This window comes from Desulfoluna sp., assembly GCF_030145185.1.
Classification (GTDB): domain Bacteria; phylum Desulfobacterota; class Desulfobacteria; order Desulfobacterales; family Desulfolunaceae; genus Desulfoluna.
This window is the reverse complement of sequence record NZ_JAQYWB010000001.1, coordinates 59995-77731: the sequence shown is the minus strand read 5'-3', so window position 1 is coordinate 77731 and position 17737 is coordinate 59995. Positions and strand designations below refer to the sequence as shown.

Genomic DNA, 17737 nt, shown 5'->3' with positions numbered 1-17737 from the left:
GACGCGAAATTGATGGAGACGATTTTTTTCAATGAAAACCGTCTTGCAAAAGGGACTTCGACCGTTTCGAAATCCAGTGTTCTTTTCACAGCCGTCGTTTACTGCATAAGGTTGGGGCAACGTATGAAAATAAATATTTCAGTGTGTCCCGATAAACTCAATCCCATATGCAGCGTTTACATTTGTTCTCATTAAATAGGGGATTGTCAGAGGCAAGTCAATATTAATCCTCGCCTCCTGCGGGGGCGTCAATCTTTGGCTTTTCGGGTTTCAAGATCTTTGAGTCGGCTGTGTGGCGGGCCTTTTGCTTGCCATTTATCTATGATTATGGCATTTAAATTTGTTTGACGTATTCGCGTTTGTCAGGGTCTTTGTGTCTACGATTCTGAATCCATATGCAATATCATACGCACTGGAGGTTTAAAATATAATGGAAGATAAGTATCTCCCGGACTCGATAGAGTCCAAGTGGCAGCAGAGATGGGCCGATGAGGGCTCGTTTCGGGTGGTCGAAGACCCCGAAAAAGAGAAATATTACCTGCTGGAGATGTTTCCATACCCGTCGGGCAATATTCATATGGGCCATGTTCGCAACTATACCATCGGCGATGTGGTCGCCCGGTATAAAAAAATGCGAGGCTTCAATGTGCTGCACCCCATGGGATGGGATGCCTTTGGCATGCCCGCTGAGAACGCCGCCATTGAAAACAATACCCACCCCGCGGCGTGGACCTATGCCAACATCGACACCATGCGAAGCCAGCTCAAGCGGATCGGGTTGAGTTACGACTGGGATCGAGAGATCGCCACCTGCACCCCTGAATATTACCGATGGGAGCAGTGGCTCTTTTTAAAAATGGTAGAAAAGGGGATGGCCTACCGCAAGGAATCGTATGTCAACTGGTGTGAGTCCTGCCACACGGTTCTGGCCAACGAGCAGGTTGAAAACGATTGCTGCTGGCGATGCGGAGAGGCTGTTCAGCAGAAGAAGCTCTGGCAGTGGTTCTTCCGGATCACCGATTACGCCGAAGATCTTCTCGTGCATTGCGACCAGCTGGGCGGGTGGCCCGACAGTGTCACCACCATGCAGAAGAACTGGATCGGCAAGAGCGTAGGCTCCGAGGTGACCTTTGAGGTGGAGGGGTGCGATGAGCCCCTTTCTGTCTTTACCACGCGTCCCGACACTCTGTTCGGCGCCACCTTTATGTGTCTGGCTCCGGAACATCCCATGGTTGCCTCCTTGTCAAAGGGGACCGAGCAGGAGGGGGCTGTTTCTGAATTCCTGGAGCGGATTTTGAAGCAGGAACGCTCCAGCAAGGCGATCGAGAACTATGAAAAGGAAGGGGCTTTTATCGGGGCGTATTGCCTGAACCCCCTGACGGGCTGCCGTATGCCCATCTATGCCGCCAACTTTGCCTTGATGGAATACGGCACCGGTGCCGTAATGTCTGTGCCTCCCCATGATCAGCGGGACTTTGATTTTGCCCGTAAGTATGGGCTGGACGTGAAGGTCGTGGTCTGCCCCGAGGGGGAGACCCTGGATGGCGCCACCATGGCAGAGGCGTACACAGGCGCCGGCGTGATGGTAAGCTCTGGCAGCTTTGACGGGATGGAAAACGTGGCCGCCAAAGAGGCGATCACCGACTTTCTGGAGGATCGGAGCATTGGGAAAAAGACGATCTCCTTCCGGTTGAGAGACTGGGGGGTTTCCCGTCAGCGCTATTGGGGGACACCCATCCCCATGATTCACTGTGATACATGTGGGGCTGTTCCGGTTCCTGAAGAGGATCTTCCGATTGTACTGCCGGAAGATGCCCAGCTTCTTGAGTCCGGCGGGTCTCCCCTGGGCACCCTTGATTATTTTAAAAGGACCACCTGTCCCAAGTGCGGAAACACCGAGGCGCGTCGTGATACCGACACCATGGACACCTTTGTGGAGTCGTCCTGGTACTATGCACGCTACTGCTGCCCCGATTACACCGAAGGGATGGTGGACAAGGAGAGGGTGGCTTATTGGATGCCCGTTGATCAGTACATCGGCGGGGTGGAACATGCCATCCTGCACCTCCTTTATTCCCGTTACTTCACCCGCGTGATGCGTGATATGGGTCTTGTTGACTTTTCAGAGCCCTTTTCCCGGCTTCTTACCCAGGGGATGGTGACCAAAGAGACGCTTTCGTGCCCCAATCACAAATGGGTCTTGCCTGCCGACACGGAAAAATCGAATGACGGCGCGGTGACCTGCAAGCTGTGCGGCTCCTCGGTGGACGTCGGGCGGGTGATCAAGATGTCCAAATCCAAGAAAAACGTCATTGATCCGAATATTCTGCTGGGCCGGTACGGTGCGGATACCACCCGCCTGTTCTGTCTTTTTGCGGCGCCTCCGGAAAAAGATCTGGAGTGGAACGATGAGGGCGTGGAAGGGTGCTTTAAGTTTATCGGTCGGGTCTGGCGGATTATCTCAAACAACCGCGATCGCTTTGCCGGTGTTGACGCCTACGCGGGACCGTCCGGAGATCTCAAAGGGAAGAGTCGCGAACTCTACACCAAAATTAACGCCACCATTAAAAAGGTGACGGATGATGTCGAGGGGAAATTTCATTTCAACACGGCCATCAGTGCTGTGATGGAGTTGGTTAACAGCATGTATGCCATAGACGGTGAGGCCTCTTTGGAGGACTCAGTGATGAAGCGGGCCGCTGAAACGGTGCTTCTCCTTCTTAATCCTGTGGCGCCGCATTTCACCGAAGAGTTGTGGGAAAAACTGTCGGGCAGGGGACTCCTGATGGATCAGCCCTGGCCTGAGTATCGTGAGGATGCCCTTGTCTCAGATGAGGTGCTCATTGTGGTTCAGGTGAACGGTAAGCTTCGGAGTAAGTTTCAGGTATCGGTCGGTCTCTCGAAAGATGAGGTGCAGGCGATGGCCCTGGCTGATGAGGCTGTTCAGAAGTTTATCGAGGGTAAAGAGATCCGTAAGGTGATCGTGGTGCCCGGAAAACTGGTTAATATTGTGGTTTAATTCATGGGTGGCTGCCCTTCGTGTCAGGGGGGCGGCCCGACCCAACGAGGTGTGTCCATGAGAAGGCTGTTTGCATGGAGAGCATTTGTCTCTGCGGTGCTGGTGACGGCGACTGTTTCGGGTTGCGGATACCATTTTGCAGGGAGCGGTTCCCTGCCGGACGGGGTGAGTCGCCTTTGTGTGGCGGTTCCAGGGAACCGGTCCTCGGATGTGCGCCTTGCGCCCAGGGTAGCGAGTTCGGTCGTGTCCGAGGCCATTGCCGCGGGGTCGGATGCTGCGGTGGGGTGTACGGGCGATGCGGGTGTGCTTGACGGTGAAATTTTGTCGGTCTCTGCATCGACCATCACCAGAAACAGTGACGGTGATGGGATTGAGGAGCGGGTGACCATTACGGCGTCGTTCCGATTGGCTGGTGATGAGGGGGCGGTAATCTGGAGGGGGACGTCGGTGACGGGAACCGAGACCTACAGCGTGACGCCGGGTATGGATTCCACGGCGGCTCGCAGCGCGGCTCTGGAGCTGGCGGCTGATGATCTTGCGGAGAACATCTGGGCGGGATTAACCCAGAGGTTTTAGGCGGCCTTCAGGTGCCCTGTGACATAGGGAAGAAAAGCAGAACGCAAAAAAGGCCTTCCGGTATCTCGCGAGTGCTACCGGAGGGCCTTTTTATTGTAAGACAAAACTGAATCGCAAGGAACTGCGATGGGCCGGGATCGGGTGGAATCGCTTACGGTGCGACACGTGCCGATACGGCCACAATCAGTTAATTAAGCTTGGACTGCGTTGACGAGTTTTGTCAGACGAGAAATTTTGCGTGCGGCTGTGTTGCTGTGAATGACGCCTTTCTTGGCGGCGATATCGATCACAGATGTTGCTGTAGTAAGAACATCCACCATATTTTCAGCCTTTTCGGCTTCAGCGGAACGCACAGCTTTAACGGCGTTCTTCATGCGGGTTTTTACAGCCGTGTTGCTGATACGTTTTTTTTCGTTCTGGATTGCTCTTTTTTTTGCCGATTTGTGATTAGCCAAGGACTTAACTCCTTTTAACATCGAAATTTTTTTTAACGGGGAAATATCTTTTTTGTTCCGGCAAGCCGCGTGCTTACCCCCTGATTGGACAACCCTCAGATTAAGAGCCGTGTTTCCGGCGGTAAACGTGCCGGTGGAAAAAAGAGTCCACCCGTAAATGAATTGTATATTCTAACGGTTTTAACGACAATTCAGGCATTTTTTTGGAGAGCGCGTCGCAAAAACGACTCCAAAGACCTGATCATCTCCATCGTTCTCATGGGGGAAAGGGAGGAATGTCCTTTCCTGTCCATGGGTTATGGAACCAACAATAATTTAACTTGGTAAAATTATAGTGTTTGATGGTTGGTGTCAAGGGAAAAAGTCGATGATGCGTGATGTAAAGGGGGTGCCGCCGGCCGGAATCTCCCTGCGTCTTCGAAAGGGGGTGTGGCGCGGCCTGCGCAGGGCTTCAAAGGGGTTGCCATTGGAAGGGCGTTAGACTAAAGGATAAGCAAGGCCATGGAGGCATAGCGACTCTGTATGGAACTGTCCTTAATTATTTAAAGCCGGATCGGAATTTATGTCGGAAAAAGGAAATGTTACCCGTGCTGCGGGTATTGTGGGCAGCGCCACGCTGCTCAGCCGGATCTTCGGTTACGTGAGAGACATGGTGACGGCTTATTATTTTGGTGCCGGGCCCCTTGCGGATGCGTTTATCGCCGCATTTCGCATTCCCAATATGTTGAGGCGCCTCTTCGCCGAGGGCTCCTTAAGTATCTCTTTTGTCCCCGTGTTTACGGAAACCTTGGGCCGTGATGGCCAGGCAGAGGCCTTTCGGATGGCGGGGGCTGCCTTGCGCCTTCTCTCTTTAATTTTGGCGCTGGTGGCCGTGGCAGGGGTTTTGGCGTCCCCTGGGATTGTCTCAGCCATTGCCACAGGGTTCAAGGGGGATCCCTGGCAGTATGAGCTGACCGTGCATCTGACGCGGATCATGTTTCCCTATGTGTTTTTTATTTGTCTTGTGGCTCTCTGCATGGGGATCTTGAATGTGCTCGGCCATTTTGCTGCACCTGCGCTGGCGCCGGTGGCCCTGAATATTGCGATGATCGCTTCGTTGGTGGTGGGGGGGATGATTACCTCCGATGGGACGATACGGGTGACCATCCTCGCTTGGGGGGTGCTCCTGGGAGGGGTGCTGCAGCTGGGCATGCAGATTCCAGCCTTGTGGCGTCGGGGCTTTTATTTTTTTAAACCCGGTCCTCTCTGGCATCCGGCCCTTGCGACCGTTGGACGTCTGATGCTCCCGGCGGTTTTCGGCGCGGCGGTGTACCAGGTGAATATGTTCATCGGCACCATGCTCGCCTCGCTTCTCGATACGGGGAGCATTACCGGGCTCTATTATGCGGATCGCCTGGTGCAGTTTCCCCTGGGTATTTTTGCCATCTCCATCGGAACGGCTGTTCTCCCGTCGCTCTCACGGCAGATGGCCGCAGGGGACCTGGACGGTGTGGCGGAAACCTTCAGCTTTGGATTGCGATTTACTCTGTTTATCACCCTTCCCGCCATGGTGGGGCTGGTGGTGCTGAGGGAGCCTTTAGTGGCCCTCCTGTTCGGGCGTGGGGCCTTTGATTCCGCGGCGGTTTCTCTGACGGCCGATGCCCTTTTATTTTATGCGGTGGGGCTGTGGGCGATCTCCTGCGTGCGGGTGACCGTCCCTCTTTATTATGCCTTTAAAGATACCCGAACGCCGGTTCAGGTTGCCGTGGTGGCTATTTTGCTTAATGTTGTTTTAAGCTTTTTGCTCATGGGACCCATGGCGCATCGGGGCTTGGCCCTGGCAGTCTCCCTTTCCTCTATCGCCAATTTCCTTCTTCTATTGTTTCTGCTGGTCAAACGGGGAATGGTTCATTTAAACTATAAACTCATTTTTGTTTCTGTGGGAAAGAGTGGTGCTGCCTCGCTTGTGATGGGAGGGATCGTGTGGCAGGGCCTTGTTTTTTTGATGCCTGATGGGGGGTATACCTTCATGACGGCGGCAATTTCCACGGCCTTTGGTGTGATGGCGGGGGTGGTGAGTTACGGGGGGGTCGCCTGGATGGTGAAGAGCCCTGAACTTTCAGCTGTTCAACGGATCGTCAATCGGAGAAGGGGGCACGGTGGAAGGGAGAGTTAAGATCGTCTGTGGGGGCTTTGCCCTGGTGCTGATTTTGTTGCTGGTGCCATTGGTGTTTATGCGATGGGGGTTTCTGGACCTCAAAGAGAGGCAAAAAGAGCTTGTGGATCGGCAGGCAATGAATGTGACCATTGCCCAGGAAAATCGTCAGCTGGGGGAAGAGATTCGGCGATTGAAAAACGATCCGGCGTATTTGGAATATATTGCACGCAAGGAGCTGGGTATGGTGGCCAAAGATGAAATTGTCGTGAAATTTCATGGAAAGGATGTTGCACAGTGAGAGTACCTGTTACGACTCGATCCCTTGCCGATCTTTATTTGGTGCAGGGGTATGGGACGGAGGCCCGTGATGCCTATGCATTGCTCCTTCGTCATTCCCCGGATGACCCGGGGCTTTTACGTGGGCTGGAAAAGGCTCAATGTCTTGCAACCGAAAAGAAAAGAGGCGCTCTCGATGTCTTGATAAAGGAGTGGGCTGTGGTGTGCAGGCACGCCCGTCGTGGGGGCGTCCAATGAAATCGGGCGTTCGATATCTGATGAGAATGGCCCTGCTGGTGGGGGTTTCGGCTGGCGTGGCGCTGGTGTGGAATGCTCTCGCTCCTTGGGGGCTCCCCCTTTTTGGGCAGTGGGACACAGAGGTGGGCGTGGTGACACCGGCACCGGAAGATGACGAAGCAGACCTCACCGTTCAGACCGTTGAAGAGGCACAGGTTCTCTGGGCGAAGGGGGCGGTGTTTCTCGATGCCCGGGCTGCTCAGAGTTATTCGGAAGGCCATATCAAAGGGGCGGTCTCTTTTTCTGTCTATGATTTTGACGCGCTTTTTTTCGATTTTATCGACGCCTATCCTCCTGAGACTCCTTTTGTGACATACTGCTCTGGGCGTTTCTGCGATGAGAGCCATCGCCTTGCCGCAATGCTTAAAGAGGAGGGGTATGTCCATGTACGCATTTTTGCCGATGGATTGCCAGCCTGGATGGCGGCCGGTTTGCCGGTGGATGGGGGGACGGATGAAAGATGATGTGATGACAGGGTTCAGGACCGAAGTGTGGGGGGCTCTGGAGTTGATTTCGCGCTGGGTCCTCGGCGCTATTTTTCTTTACGCCGGTGTGCAGAAGATCATCGACCCTTCGGGTTTCGCTAAGACCATCTTCGGCTATGGGATTCTTCCTGGTGAGATGGTCAATTTGATGGCCATTGTTTTGCCCTGGGTGGAGTCGTTTGCCGGGGGGGCTCTTCTGCTGGGTGTGTGGCCTGCGTCATCGGCCAGAGTCATTGCGGGGCTGCTTTTTCTCTTTATAACGGCTCTTGTTTTCAATATTTCCCGGGGGTACACCTTTGATTGCGGGTGCTATGGAGCCGGGGAGGGCGTCACAGGGTGGGGAACGGTATGGCGCGATTTGGCCATGCTGGTGCCTGCCTTGGGGGTGATCTTTTTTAAAGGGAGGGGACGACGACGATTTTGTCTTTCTGCTGGAGGGGAGTGACGGTCGGATCGGCGGCGGGGTTCCCCGGTGCCGCCGATCATTTGTAGATGGCCAGATCTATATAGACGGCCTGTGGGCCTTTTTTAAAGGGACGCCGTCATGGAACGGTGACGTGAATCAGGCCTTGATCACATTGCGGGCGCTGGGGCCTCTGTCTGTTTCAATAATTTCAAAATCAACGAGGTCGCCTTCTGCCAAGGTTTTAAAGCCTTCCATGGTAATTTCAGAGAAGTGAACAAAGACGTCTGAACCGCCATCTAATTCAATAAATCCGAATCCCTTCTTGTCGCTGAACCACTTTACTTTTCCAGTAGCCAAAACCAAATCTCCTTTTTAAGTATACATCATGCAAGGGCCATGCTTTGGGGGTGCGCCTGGTGGTTGTGTGCTGCGAAGATTACCTATGACTCGTTTGGTGTAGGTAATAAATTAATTACTTCTAAATAACCATGAAGAGGAGGTCTTGACAATAGATTTTTTTGATGAAGGCTCATTTTTGGGGGATTGACAAGGCGGGATGAAAATTTGACAAGTAGTCTAATATTTGGAAATATGTCCATATGCTGAAGGGTTAGGGTCAGCGGCTGCGGAGCATGGTTTACTCCGCAGGGATGCTTTGGGTTGATGGGGCCCTCTCTATGATTGGGCAATAACTTCCTGGACGCAGGCGGTCAGGGCTTTGATTTCCTTCCCTGTGGGCGCGCTGCTCCTTTTTTTGAGGGCATTTCGCTTCAGCATGCGGACTCGTTGGCGGTCACCGGAAGGGTACTCGGCGAGGAATGACTCGACGCCGTCATCGCTTTCAAGGATCGCTTCGACCCAGGTTGCGACGGCGGGGGATATTTTTTGGGGTTTTGTGGTCAGGGACAGCCCTGCATCCAGGCGGTTAAGAGCCTCCCGTATGGGGTCGGGGTCACAGTGACGCATCAACGCTCCGATGAATTGACGGTTTCGCAGTGCGGCTTTGCGGGCGGAGATCTGCCGGGCATCCGTGATGGCCGTGCGCAGTTCGTCCGAAAGGTCGATGTTTTTCAGCTGGCCAGGGGAGAGTTTGGTCAGGCGTTCACCGAGTTTCTGAAGTTCTTCGGACTCTTTCTTAATTTGAGTCCTGCTTTTGTAGATATCGGAACTGTTTTCTGTATTCATAATAGTTCTTGCCACATTTCCCATGATGATCTTATATATAAGGCCAACCGTGCGTTGCACGGGGTGAGCGTTGTAAACTCAGTCCGTCTTGAGTCCTGGCCTGTCACTGTCCATTTGGCGTCATAGTGGCATATCTCCGGTTAAAATTCCATCAAAAACGATGGGCTTGCCATCACCGATGTTTTTCCTTGGGTGTGGCGTGGCGGTGCATTGACGTGTGATGCACATTGCGAAAAGAATCACAGCATAAGATGATTCATGTTGCCGTCGTTTGTCTGCTGTTAAGGGGTGACCTCCTTTGTCTGAACAGCAGAACATCGGTCGATGCGGACGACCTTATTATTTATGAAAGGGGCTTTCAATGAGCCGGGATAGCCGATTAAAAAACAGGGTAAAGGTGGAGGCCCGAACCATCATGGATATCGGCCCCAGGGGTGGCCAGGAAGATGCGGTCCTGGTGGGAACACGAATATATCAGCAGGCCAGCCTGGCCTTGGACGCGGAAGATGAGGGCGAGTATCTGACCTTTTGTGTCTGCGATGGGATGGGCGGTCACGCTGCTGGAGATATCTGCAGCCGGTTTGTTTTGGATGAATTCAATCGGTCTTTCAGTGCCCAGACCTTGTCGCGCGAAGGGATCGATATCCTGCTTAATATGATTCAGACGGCCGCCGAAGGTGAGCTTCCCTTGAACAGCGGCACCACGATCGCCGGTGTGGTGTTGACGAAACACCAGGCCATTGTGTTCAATGCGGGTGACAGCAGGGTGTATCGGATGCGGGCCGGGGAGCTCGAGAGATGCTCTCACGATCATTCCTATGTTCAGGGATTGGTAGACAAAGGGGCACTCTCAGAATCAGAGGCCTTCACGCATCCCTACCGCAATGTGGTCAGTTTTGGCGTCGGTTCGGCTTTCAGTGAACTATGGGGGCATACGGCCGTTCATTATAAAGTTTTTCAGGTCCAACCGGAGGACACCTTTATTCTGTGCAGTGACGGGGTGACCGATTTGATTGAAGATCAGGTGATGGAGACCGTCCTGGGTCCACGTCCCATCACTGGCGTGGCCCGATTGCGAACGGAATTGAAGCGTAAAACGTTGAAGGACAATACGACCTTCATTATTGCGCGTGTGGTGGGATGATGAGATCGTTGATTGCTGTTGAAGGGGTGTGGGTAGGGTATGCTTGATAAAATGAAGGGGATCATAGAGAAGTGCCTCCCCACCTATGAGATTGTGGGCGAACTTGGGCAGGGCATCCATGGGTCTGTCTATCATGCAAAGGACAGGTTGAAAGAGCGGGCGGTGAAGGTGGTTCCCATTCATGTGGAGCGCTCCACCCTTTTTCGGAACGATGTCGACCTTGATTCCAAGGTTTCTCGGGATTTTCATGCGGTCTGCAGTTACTACGAAAAGGTCAAGGGCCCTGATGTGGTGACGGTTCATGATTTTCATCTTGTGGACAAACGGATCTCCAGTGGGTACGCCCAGGCCTTTCTGGTCATCCTTATGGAGCTGTGCCGGGAGAACCTTCAGGAACTTGTTTTGCGAGAACATCCCCTGGCCGCAGACACCCTTTTATCCTATGCCCTGGACCTGGCTTCCATGATGGATCGGCTGAGCCAGGCCAGCGGTGAAGCCTTTCTTTTGACCGATTTTAAACCCTCAAACATTCTGGTGGGTGAGCAAGGCCAGTTGTTGATGGGCGATCTTGGGGGGCTTAAACGGGTGAGCTCTGTCTCCTCGGTTATGGCCGGTGCGCAGTTTACCCCCAACTGGTCAGCCCCCGAGCTTATCCTGCGCGGGGAAAAACCGGATGTTATCTCAGGTGTTTATTCTCTGGGCCTTGTGGTCTATTACCTTTGTGAAGGCCACCTTCCCTTCGAGGAGGTGGATTTCATCGACCGGGTTCGAAAAGTTCAGGAGACAGGCGTGGTCTTTTCACGGGATGACCTTCCTGTGTCAATCATTCAAGCGGTGGTGAGCTGTCTCTCTTATGACCGAGAGGATCGGCCCGGGACCTTCGCTGAGGTGAAAGAGCTCCTGAACGGTGGTGCTGTAGAACGCACCCAACCCGCGTCTTCGCCTGTTTCTGCGCCTGAAATTAAGCCAGCGCCCTCTCGGACGAAGGCCACGATGCCTTCGGTCTGGGTGGATCAGGCCACGGGGCTGACCATGAACTGGGTCGATGGGGGGACCTTGACCCTTCGGAGATCGGAGCACCTGTGGTCCGATGAGATCTCTGGTTGTTATATGGGCATTCATCCGGTCACACAGGCCCAGTGGCGAAAGCTCATGGGCACAAACCCCTCTCATTTTCCTAAAATTCCGGATCAGCCCGTAGAGATGGTCTCCTGGAAGGATGCGGATGCCTTTTGCAGGCGCCTCACAGAGATTTACAAGGGCACACGGCGTTTTTTTATTCCAAGTGAAGGGGAGTGGCTCTATGCAGCGCTCGGGGGCGATGAAGAGGCCCTTTATGCGGGAGGGGATAATCTGGACACCCTGGGTTGGCATCTAGGCAACAGCGATTTTTCCACACACCCTGTGGCGGAAAAGAATCCCAACGCCCATGGGCTCTATGACATGTGTGGCAATGTCCAGGAGTGGTGCTGTGAACTCATGACCTGTTTTGACGGGCGGGGGATGGAGACGCGGGAAAAAGTGATCCGTGGGGGCAGCTGGAATCAGTCCCCTGAAAAATGCACACTGGAGAGCCGGCGAATCGTTCAAGAGGGGCTTCGATACAGCAATCTTGGCTTTCGCATTGCCATGCGGGCCTAGGACCGTCACCTTCGGTGAGCTCCTTTTTTTGTGGCGGTTGCAAGGGGTCTGCGTGGCCCTTAACATCTCAGGAATACGTGATAAAAAGGAAAGGAGCCATGAGAGTGGTTGACTTACCTGCGTTTGTTCATTAAGTATAAATATGTTCAAAGATTATCGCCTCTGTATTGCCACTGTTCGAGTGGAGGTGTATGAATACAGGGGTTTTTTTGACCCTGCCTTATTTATTGTGTTAGCGTGGGTAAACTATGTTAACGGGCTCTTCAGCCCATATCCGAGATCCGATTGACGGTATGCAAATAAAACACAATAACCACGACCCTTCTGTTTCCGAATGGGGGCACCGAAGACCGGTACCCGCACTCCAGTATTTTATTCGTGCATCACTCCTGCTGTTTTGGGCCGTTTACTGGTCTGCTGTCCCTGCCTCTGCAATCATTTCTGACTCCGTGGCGTTGGCGCTTGTCTTATTTTATATTGTCATCCAGGGCCTGCTGGCTTTCCTGCTTCGCGACCAGGGGCCGAGCTGGGCGGTTGTCCGGGTGACCCTTTTTGCCGATCTTAGTCTCGCCTGGATCGTCTGGCTTTACGACCCCAGCATGCCACCGCCTCTGATGCTTTATACGGTCATCGTGATTGTGGGCAATGCCATTCAATATGGGATGCGGGCGTTTCGGCTTCTGGTTTCGGCCACCTTTGTTATGGCGCCCCTATCCATAGGGATCCGTTATGCCTGTGGCCAGTTTCGCCCCACGGAGTATTTCCTTCTTTTTTTCTGTGTTGTGATCATCTGGTATGTCTATAAATTTATCGATCGTATCGAAGCGTTCAGACAAGATACCATCCGTCGTACCGAGGCGCTGACTCAAAGTGAACGTAAGTACCGCAGTATATTTGAAAACACCGGAGGCGGGGCCATTATTGTTGAAGACAATCTGGTCATCTCCCAGGCCAATGCCCGCTTTGAAAAGATAACGGGGTTTAACCGGGATGAAATTGAAGGAAAGGTGCGATGGATTGAGTTTGTGGTGGCCGAGGATCTTCAGCGGATGCGACGCGACCATATCGACCGGGTGAAAAAGGGTGAGGATTCGCCTCGAAAATATGAGTTTCGACTGGTCCGCAAGGACGGCGAGGTGATCGATGTTTTTTCCGAGGTGAATTATGACCCCGTGGCCAGGATTAGTGTGGCCTCGGTCATCGATATATCTCTACGCAAGCAGGCCGAGCGGGATTTGAAGGATGCCCATGATCTGTTGGAACAGCGGGTGGATGAGCGGACTTCCGAGCTCATGGAGGCCAACAGGCAGCTGAAAATTGCCAAGGAGGCCGCCGATGAGTCTGGCCGTGCCAAAAGTCAGTTTCTTGCCAATATGAGCCATGAGATTCGCACCCCCATGAATGCGATCATCGGCATGTGTGATCTTGTTCTCGGCACCGACCTTTCTTCAAAACAGAAGGAGTATATCAACATTGTCCGCTCCTCTTCCCGTTCTCTTCTCGTGCTCATCAACGATATTCTCGATTTTTCCAAAATTGATGCCGGCAAACTCGATCTGGAGACTATACCGGTGTCGCTCCGGGATGTGGTTGAAGAAGTGGCCGATATGTTTCTTGAAAAGACCATAGACAAAGATTTGGAGTTGATTATTGATATCGCGGACGATGTCCCGCGGAAAGTGATCTCCGATCCTTTGCGACTTCGTCAGGTCCTGGCCAATCTGACCTCCAACGCGTTCAAATTTACCAACCATGGAGAGATTTGTCTGTCTGTTCGAACGGACTCTGTGGGGGAGAAGGTGGCCAAGCTGCATTTTTCCGTTCGCGATACAGGGATCGGCATTGACTCAGATAAACGGGGGACTCTTTTTGATGCCTTTGCCCAGGCGGACGGATCCACCACACGGAAGTATGGGGGGACCGGCCTTGGCCTGGCCATTTGCAGAAAAATTGTCCCCATGCTCGGTGGCAGGATATGGGTGGAGAGTCAGCCCGGCAAGGGCAGTAACTTTCAGTTCACCATGGAGGCCCAGCTCATGCCCTTTGAGACCCAGGGCAAAGAGATCGCCCTTCCCCCGAAACTTCAAGGCCGCAAAGTTCTCGTGGTGGATGACAACCCATCGACCTTGATGGTCCTTAAAAGGTACATGGAAAACTTCGGGTTTCGGACGGAGATGGCCCATACGGCAGAGCAGGCACTTCACCATTATCAGCGAAGTTTACTGAAGGACCCTTTTGCCCTTGTTATCATGGATATTCGTCTGCCGGGAATGGACGGGGTCGAGGCGGTGGCTCACATGAAAAGCCAGACCGAGGGGCCATCCCCTTCTGTGATCTGCATCAGTGCCTATGGCAGGGATCTGGAGGTGGAACGGGCCAAAAAAATGGGCGCCGATAGTTTTTTGATGAAACCCATCAAGCAGTCGGTTCTTTTTGATACGCTGATGGAGTTGTTCGGGTTCAAGGCGGTGAGGCGTTTTCACGACTCACAGGGCTTGGTTTCCGACAACGAATTTGCAGGGTTGAATCTTCTGCTGGTGGAAGACAACACCATTAATCAAATGGTGGCCGTGGAAATTTTGAAATCCGTCGGAATGACGGTCACAACGGCGGAAAATGGACGGGAGGCCCTCGAAAAAATTCGGGGGATCGGTGGGGTGTACGATGCCGTTTTAATGGACGTTCAGATGCCCGAAATGGATGGTCTTGAGGCATCTCGGCAGATTCGAAAGACCTTGTGCAAAGAAGACCTGCCCATTATTGCCATGACGGCCCACGCCATGTATGGCGACAGGGAACGGTGTCTCGCTTCCGGGATGAACGACTACGTCCCCAAGCCCATTGATCGAAATGAACTTTTTGCAGCCATCCGGCGGAATGTTTTCCGATACAAAGGGCCGTCGATGGGGATTCAGCCGCATCACACGGTCTCTGAGTCGATAGGCACGCAGTACATGCTTCCGGGGATTAATATTTCCCAGGGGCTGGCGTTGACACAAGGGGAGTGGGGGCTTTATGGTGATTCCCTCTTCCGATTTTTGGCGACGTACGACGATGTCGGCCTTGTGATGCGTCAACACATGGATCGTGAGAGCTTTGGAGAGATGGCAGAGGCCCTGCACCTTCTGGGTAAGGAGGCGACGAAGCTCAGCGTTATCCATGTGGCGACGGGGGCGGAGGCCATGAAAGAGGCAGCGATCGCCTGCGACAGGGGGCGATGCAGGGATCTCCTGTCTCCTTTGGAAGCCTCCCTTCTTGAGGCGTCGGCCTCGGCTCGTGATCTTCTTCTTACACATTGCAACAGGTGCCTGTAATGACTGACACGTTAACGCAGCGTAGAGTGTTGCTGGTTGATGATACCAAGGCCAATATTGATATCTTGATCCATGCTCTTAAAGATTCATTTAAACTTGGGGTGGCCATGAGCGGGCTGGGCGCTCTTGAGTATGTCCGGCGCAATGAGGTGGACTTGATTCTGCTGGATGTGATGATGCCCGACGTCGATGGATTTGAGGTCTGTCAGCGCTTGAAACAGGCACCGGATACAGCCGGTATTCCTGTTATTTTTATTACGGCCCTGGACCGGCCGGAAGACAAAACCCGTGGTTTTGAGTTCGGTGCGGTGGATTACATTACCAAACCCTTTGATATCTCGGAAGTCAAAGCGCGGGTGATGACGCACCTGACTCTGGTTTCAGCTCAAGAGGCCTTGAGGCAGCAGAATATCGTGCTGGAAGATATGGTCCGGGATCGGACCCGGGAGCTGGAGGAAACGCAGCTGGAGATTATTAATCGCCTGGGGCTTGCGTCGGAGTATCGGGACGAGGGCACGGGACAGCATGTGCAGCGCATCTCTGCTTATTGTCGCCTTCTTGGGCGTGCCGCGGGTTTGCCCCACGAAGAGGTGGATCTTCTTTCACTGGCCAGCACCATGCATGACGCTGGGAAAATAGGTATTTCTGACTGCATCCTTTTGAAACCGGGTCCCCTGACCGACGAGGAGTGGCGGGAGATGAAGCGGCATTCTGAAATTGGCGGGATGCTTCTTTCAGGCAGCAAGTCGCGGCTGCTTCGCATCGCCGAGGCGATTGCCCTGACCCATCATGAGAGGTGGGATGGAACAGGGTATTGCAAAGGGTTGAAGGGGGAGGAGATTCCTCTTTACGGGCGAATTGTCTGTGTTTGTGATGTCTTTGACGCCCTGGTCTCTGAACGACCCTATAAGAAGGCGTGGTCTGTGGAGGACGCTTTGGCTGAGATCTCTGAAGGGTCGGGTCGGCAGTTTGATCCCTGGCTGGCGGATCTGTTCGTGGGGCTTGAGGTGGATCTCAAACAGATTGTCGCCACCGTCCGGGAGGAAGCAAACCATGACATGGTTTGCAGGCGGGAAGCAGGTTGAGGGGCATGGATGCCGTGTTGGGAGCCGTCAATACCGGTTTACATCGGCGACTGCCCGGTGTATGAAAACAGGTGTCACAGGTTATGAAAAGGGGAACAGGCCGCCAGAGAGTCTGGTCCCCTTTTGTTCCTCGCCGAAACATGAAATGATGCGTCTGTAAAAGTCACAGCCCACCGCGCTTTGTGCCTGTCGCCGTCTTGGTGCGTCATGAGGCCATGCAGGGTGGGTATTTGAGGGGCGTTTTTTGTGATGCCCATAGAAAAAGGTGTCGTATCCATCCAAAGGGGAGTTGATGAAGAGCTATCTATTCTACGATCTTGAAACAACCGGCTTGAATAAATCCTTTGACCAGATCCTTCAGTTTGCGGCTATTCGGACGGATATGCAGCTCAATGAGCTGGAACGGTATAATATTACTGTGTCTCTCAGGCCCGATGTGGTTCCGTCTCCCATGGCCTCCATCACCCATCGCATCGGGATTGAGACATCCATGGAGGGCATTTGTGAATATGAGGCGGTCAGGCATATCCACGCGTTGATGAACCGGGAGGGGACGATTTCCCTCGGGTACAACACCCTTGGCTTTGATGACGAGTTCCTTCGGTTTTCTTTTCATCGCAACCTGCTTTCTCCCTATACGCACCAGTGGGCCAATGGCTGTTCCCGTATGGATCTTCTGCCCATTGCGGTTCTGTACCATCTGTACATGCCCGATACGTTGATCTGGCCAAGGCGGGAAGACGGACAAACCACCTTGAAGCTTGAAAAACTCAGTGAGGCCAATGCCCTGGCTGAAGGGCAGGCCCATGATGCCATGGTCGATGTGGAGGCCACCCTGGCCCTGGCCAAGCGGTTTGCCGCTGAGGGAAAGATGTGGGCGTATGTCACGGGCTATTTTAACAAGAAAGAGGATGGGCTTCGCCTGGGTAAGCTGCCGCCGAAACATGTCTCATCGGCGGGACAGCACACCTGGGGGATCATGACGGGCAGCCGGTTCGGTGCCGAGTCGTTTTATCAGGCACCGGTTCTTTCGCTGGGAGAGTCTGTCTCCTACAAGAATCAGACCCTTTGGCTGCGGTTGGATGCCGAGAATCTGATCCAGGGGGACGAAGAGATCGAAAAACGGGCCTGGGTCCTTCGTAAGCGCCTGGGGGAACCCCAAGTGATCCTGCCGCCCCTGGAGCGCTTTGTCGGGCGCCTTTCTGCCGAGCGCCTGGCCCGGGTGGAGGCAAACCTTGCCTGGCTGGAGGCCCACCCGGATGAGTTTGCGCGCATTGTCCGGTATCATCGAGAGTTTCGTTATCCGGAGGTTCCGAATCTGGATGTGGACACCTCCCTTTACCAGAACGGCTTTCTCTCCAAGGCCGAAGAAGCGTTTTGCGCCAAGTTTCACCGGGCCGGCCCCGAGGCGATGGCTGAAGCCATGCAGGCCATGGCTCCCGGTCAGGTTCGGCAGCTCGCGGCCCGCGTGCTTTTCCGTAACTACCCCGAATTCTCAGACGAAGAGGTGTTCGAAGCCTTTGAAGCCTATATGGCAAGGGTGCATCCCCAGGACGAGGAATCCCCCATGATGGATTTCCGGGGCGATGCCCGCCTGACCCCTGACGCGGCCAGGGAAGAAATCGCCCGGGTCCGCAGCGATGTCCCCTTAGATGACGAGCAGGGGCGTCTGCTCGATGAATTGGAAGGGTATCTGTCCAGTAATTTTTAACGCAGG

14 protein-coding genes are annotated in these 17737 nt (G+C 53.7%); 11 read left to right on the top strand and 3 right to left on the bottom strand.

Translation table 11 applies throughout. From position 1 onward, the window contains the following. Positions 1 to 430 precede the first annotated feature (430 nt). The gene (gene leuS, locus Q1Q75_RS00275; RefSeq protein WP_300666812.1) at positions 431 to 3019 is read left to right on the top strand and encodes a leucine--tRNA ligase; all 2589 of its coding nucleotides are present in this window, start codon (positions 431 to 433) and stop codon (positions 3017 to 3019) included. Positions 3020 to 3076: 57 nt separating this feature from the next. Continuing rightward, positions 3077 to 3595: an LPS assembly lipoprotein LptE gene (gene lptE / locus Q1Q75_RS00270; protein WP_300666809.1), complete on the top strand. Its 519-nt coding sequence runs from the start codon at positions 3077 to 3079 to the stop codon at positions 3593 to 3595. 191 nt (positions 3596 to 3786) lie between these two features. Here lptE and rpsT read toward each other — a convergent pair whose 3' ends face one another. Further along, on the bottom strand, positions 3787 to 4050 hold the full coding sequence (gene rpsT / locus Q1Q75_RS00265; protein ID WP_300666807.1) for a 30S ribosomal protein S20: 264 nt from the start codon (positions 4048 to 4050) through the stop codon (positions 3787 to 3789). A gap of 562 nt (positions 4051 to 4612) precedes the next feature. Here rpsT and murJ point away from each other — a divergent pair. The 4 genes from murJ (at position 4613) to Q1Q75_RS00245 (ending at position 7690) form a co-directional block, all read left to right on the top strand. Further along, entirely contained in the window at positions 4613 to 6205 is a 1593-nt protein-coding gene (murJ, locus tag Q1Q75_RS00260) for a murein biosynthesis integral membrane protein MurJ (RefSeq protein WP_300666804.1), read from the top strand. Next, entirely contained in the window at positions 6189 to 6485 is a 297-nt protein-coding gene (locus tag Q1Q75_RS00255; RefSeq protein WP_300666801.1) for a septum formation initiator family protein, read from the top strand. The genes murJ and Q1Q75_RS00255 overlap by 17 nt, the downstream gene beginning before the upstream one ends. A 232-nt stretch (positions 6486 to 6717) precedes the next feature. Continuing rightward, a complete protein-coding gene (locus Q1Q75_RS00250; protein ID WP_300666798.1) occupies positions 6718 to 7224 on the top strand; it encodes a rhodanese-like domain-containing protein in 507 nt (168 codons plus the stop codon). Next, positions 7214 to 7690, top strand: a complete 477-nt coding sequence (locus Q1Q75_RS00245; RefSeq protein ID WP_300666795.1) for a MauE/DoxX family redox-associated membrane protein — start codon at positions 7214 to 7216, stop codon at positions 7688 to 7690. Before Q1Q75_RS00250 ends, Q1Q75_RS00245 begins: the two co-directional genes overlap by 11 nt. 117 nt (positions 7691 to 7807) lie before the next feature. Here the strand turns inward: Q1Q75_RS00245 and Q1Q75_RS00240 are convergent, their stop codons facing one another. Together Q1Q75_RS00240 and yjgA are read right to left on the bottom strand one after the other, a co-directional pair. After that, positions 7808 to 8008: a cold-shock protein gene (locus Q1Q75_RS00240; RefSeq protein ID WP_300666793.1), complete on the bottom strand. Its 201-nt coding sequence runs from the start codon at positions 8006 to 8008 to the stop codon at positions 7808 to 7810. 318 nt (positions 8009 to 8326) lie between these two features. Beyond that, positions 8327 to 8836 carry a ribosome biogenesis factor YjgA gene (gene yjgA, locus Q1Q75_RS00235; RefSeq protein ID WP_300666790.1) on the bottom strand — a complete coding sequence of 170 codons (510 nt, stop codon included), beginning with the start codon at positions 8834 to 8836 and terminating at the stop codon, positions 8327 to 8329. A gap of 361 nt (positions 8837 to 9197) precedes the next feature. Here yjgA and Q1Q75_RS00230 point away from each other — a divergent pair, with 361 nt between their 5' ends. The 5 genes from Q1Q75_RS00230 to Q1Q75_RS00210 all read left to right on the top strand — a co-directional run bounded on the left by Q1Q75_RS00230 (position 9198) and on the right by Q1Q75_RS00210 (position 17731). Further along, a complete protein-coding gene (locus Q1Q75_RS00230; RefSeq protein WP_300666788.1) occupies positions 9198 to 9980 on the top strand; it encodes a protein phosphatase 2C domain-containing protein in 783 nt (260 codons plus the stop codon). Positions 9981 to 10019: 39 nt separating this feature from the next. Then, the gene (locus Q1Q75_RS00225; protein WP_300666785.1) at positions 10020 to 11621 is read left to right on the top strand and encodes an SUMF1/EgtB/PvdO family nonheme iron enzyme; all 1602 of its coding nucleotides are present in this window, start codon (positions 10020 to 10022) and stop codon (positions 11619 to 11621) included. Positions 11622 to 12076: 455 nt separating this feature from the next. After that, positions 12077 to 14935 (top strand): response regulator, encoded by a 2859-nt coding sequence (locus Q1Q75_RS00220; RefSeq protein WP_300666782.1) that lies wholly within the window; start codon positions 12077 to 12079, stop codon positions 14933 to 14935. Further along, positions 14935 to 16020 (top strand): HD domain-containing phosphohydrolase, encoded by a 1086-nt coding sequence (locus Q1Q75_RS00215; protein WP_300666779.1) that lies wholly within the window; start codon positions 14935 to 14937, stop codon positions 16018 to 16020. The genes Q1Q75_RS00220 and Q1Q75_RS00215 overlap by 1 nt, the downstream gene beginning before the upstream one ends. A gap of 292 nt (positions 16021 to 16312) precedes the next feature. Then, positions 16313 to 17731: an exodeoxyribonuclease I gene (locus tag Q1Q75_RS00210; RefSeq protein WP_300666776.1), complete on the top strand. Its 1419-nt coding sequence runs from the start codon at positions 16313 to 16315 to the stop codon at positions 17729 to 17731. The last annotated feature ends 6 nt before the right edge of the window (positions 17732 to 17737 follow it).